Source organism: Sinomicrobium pectinilyticum, assembly GCF_003725735.1.
GTDB lineage: Bacteria > Bacteroidota > Bacteroidia > Flavobacteriales > Flavobacteriaceae > Sinomicrobium > Sinomicrobium pectinilyticum.
The window spans coordinates 1-2,063 of sequence record NZ_RJTM01000207.1 but is presented as its reverse complement, the minus strand read 5'-3'; the positions used below and the strand labels follow the sequence as shown (position 1 = coordinate 2,063).

Below are 2,063 nucleotides of genomic sequence, written 5' to 3'. Positions count from 1 at the left end.
TGACCGCTATGGCGATCAACCACCGGCTGACGCCGCGGGTGCCGGTACGTGCTACGGTCTTCACCTCGTACTGCTGCACTTCCCTGGTATCACTGCTGTCCCTCAGGTTGCGTTTTTCCTCCCGGGTATGGCTATGGTGCTCATTTTGCAACGCATCGTAAACAGTGTTACGCTTGCCATAGATCACCACCTTTTCGGCCTCCCCGCTGAAGCCCGAATCGCGGTAATAGTTAAACCGGCCTACAGGATTGATAACCACTGCTTCCTGTTCCTGTAAGGCCCGGTGTACCTGTACCACCGACAAACTGTCGAACTGTTCGACGGACATGGCGCGGAAGTCGGTTATTCGTGCTTCCGAACGCTGTTTGATTTCGCTTTGCCGGTGGCGCCGGGTACTGCTACAGGCCACAACACAACAGCCGGCCCACAGGATAAATAGCTTTTGCAGGGTGTCCATGATCATTCCTTTACCGTGGCACGCATCGAGGACACGGGGCTCCAGGCGCTTACGCCGTTCTTGTTGCGCGCCCGTACCCGGAAATAGTACGTCACCCCGTCCTGTACGGGGGCATGGAAATTACCACGGGAGCTCGAAGTCCGCCCGGCGGGCTGCCATAGAGGCTGCCCGTTTTCGTCCAGCGTATCGGCAATCTGCTTCTCGTACTCATAAGCTTCCCGAATAGCCGGGAAATCCAGCAAGATCTCATCCGGCCTCCGGGAAGCGCGGATACGGGTCCACTCACAGGAAGAAGGGACACTTATACTCCTGGGGCTCGCTACGGGGTAAAAGCCCGAACTGAGTTGTGTGGAAGCCAGGTCGGTAAAGTTGTTGATGTACGTCGTTACCCGGCGCATCATCGTCACCAGGGCGGCGCGGGCTTCGTCCTTTTCCTTGGTTTCCCGAAGGTTGCCGCCTGCGGCGGTAATGGCCTGTTTCTCCAGGTAATCCTGCGCCACGGGATCGTATTCCGCAAATGGCGGGTACAGGTCCGGGAAATGGGTATTCGTCCCCAGGGCATCCAGGGTGCGTGTGGCCAGTACGGCCAGGTCGCCATCACTCAGATGGCCATAGTTTGTTACTAATTTTGGTCGTCTCATTTTTTTGAAATTTTTTATGTTAAACATTTTGTTTTAGTCAAAACCTCTAAAAGGCTCCTCCCTTTTGATAAAGGGAGGTGGGCGGACTTTAGCCCGGTCGGAGGGTTAGAAAGCCCAGGCCATGGTAAAAGAATAAACTTTAGGGAATTAGCCCTATGACTTGGGCTCTCAAACCCTCCCCCCTTCGCTTCGCTGGGGTACCTCTACTTCGACTTGGCTCAGCACGGCGCCTTTATCTGAAGGGAGGAGCCTTTGAGATTTGTTCTGTGGTTCTCTGCGGTCCTCTGTGCAGCTTTGTGTTATAGCTATTTCACAGAGACGCACAGAGGTTTCACAGCGCTTCACAAAGGTTTTATAGCGGGGCTAATCATCCGTCCACCGGGCAATAACGGTAAGGGTTCGTACAGGGCGGCGTTTGCGTACTACGGCGTTATTCACATTGCCTTCTACGGTATAGGCCCAGTTGCCGGTCCAACGGTCTATAAAACCGGCGTGGGCTATGCGGCCCAGGCTGGTATTGTAGAGGCCGAAGACGTCGCCGGCACGCGGGGTTTTTTGGGCCTCCCCTCCTTTTTTGTTCCTCCGGATCACCTTGCGGTCCGGGAGCAGTGCGGGGCTCCAGGGGGTGCGGGGTTGGGCGTAACCCGCCTTGTTAAAACAGAAGCTTACGAATGCGGCACACCACTCATACCCCTCACCCAGGCCGGTATAGCGGAGGTATTCCGCTACCCGCTTGCCATCGTTATGCCCGGTGGCTTCTTTAACGCCCACTTCGGCCGTGTAGACCCGGCGCAGGGTGCTTACATCATTCGCGAAAGCCAGGTGGCCATACCCCAGAACAAGGAGATATAACCACCCAGGTAAATACATACGTGTTGCCATAATCTCAGCTTTACGGAATGTGTGGTAAAGGAACTATCCAGCAGCCGCCTGAAGCCGCGGTACAGTTGTGCGGCCAACAGGCC

3 protein-coding genes are annotated in these 2,063 nt (G+C 55.6%); all 3 read right to left on the bottom strand.

Annotated elements, in window-relative coordinates:
• The coding region (locus ED312_RS23295) for a hypothetical protein (protein ID WP_148044367.1) at positions 1–457 on the bottom strand (457 nt) is incomplete at its 3' end.
• 2 nt (positions 458–459) lie between these two features.
• Entirely contained in the window at positions 460–1,098 is a 639-nt protein-coding gene (locus ED312_RS23290; protein WP_148044366.1) for a fibronectin type III domain-containing protein, read from the bottom strand.
• A 363-nt stretch (positions 1,099–1,461) separates the two neighbouring features.
• Entirely contained in the window at positions 1,462–1,980 is a 519-nt protein-coding gene (locus ED312_RS23285; RefSeq protein WP_123218420.1) for a CHAP domain-containing protein, read from the bottom strand.
• Positions 1,981–2,063: the final 83 nt, after the last annotated feature.

What these genes read in the sequence shown, in the direction of transcription:
- ED312_RS23290 (WP_148044366.1), bottom strand. Translation starts at nt 1,098, where the DNA reads ATGAGACGACCAAAATTAGTAACAAACTATGGCCATCTGAGTGATGGC.
- ED312_RS23285 (WP_123218420.1), bottom strand. Translation starts at nt 1,980, where the DNA reads ATGGCAACACGTATGTATTTACCTGGGTGGTTATATCTCCTTGTTCTG.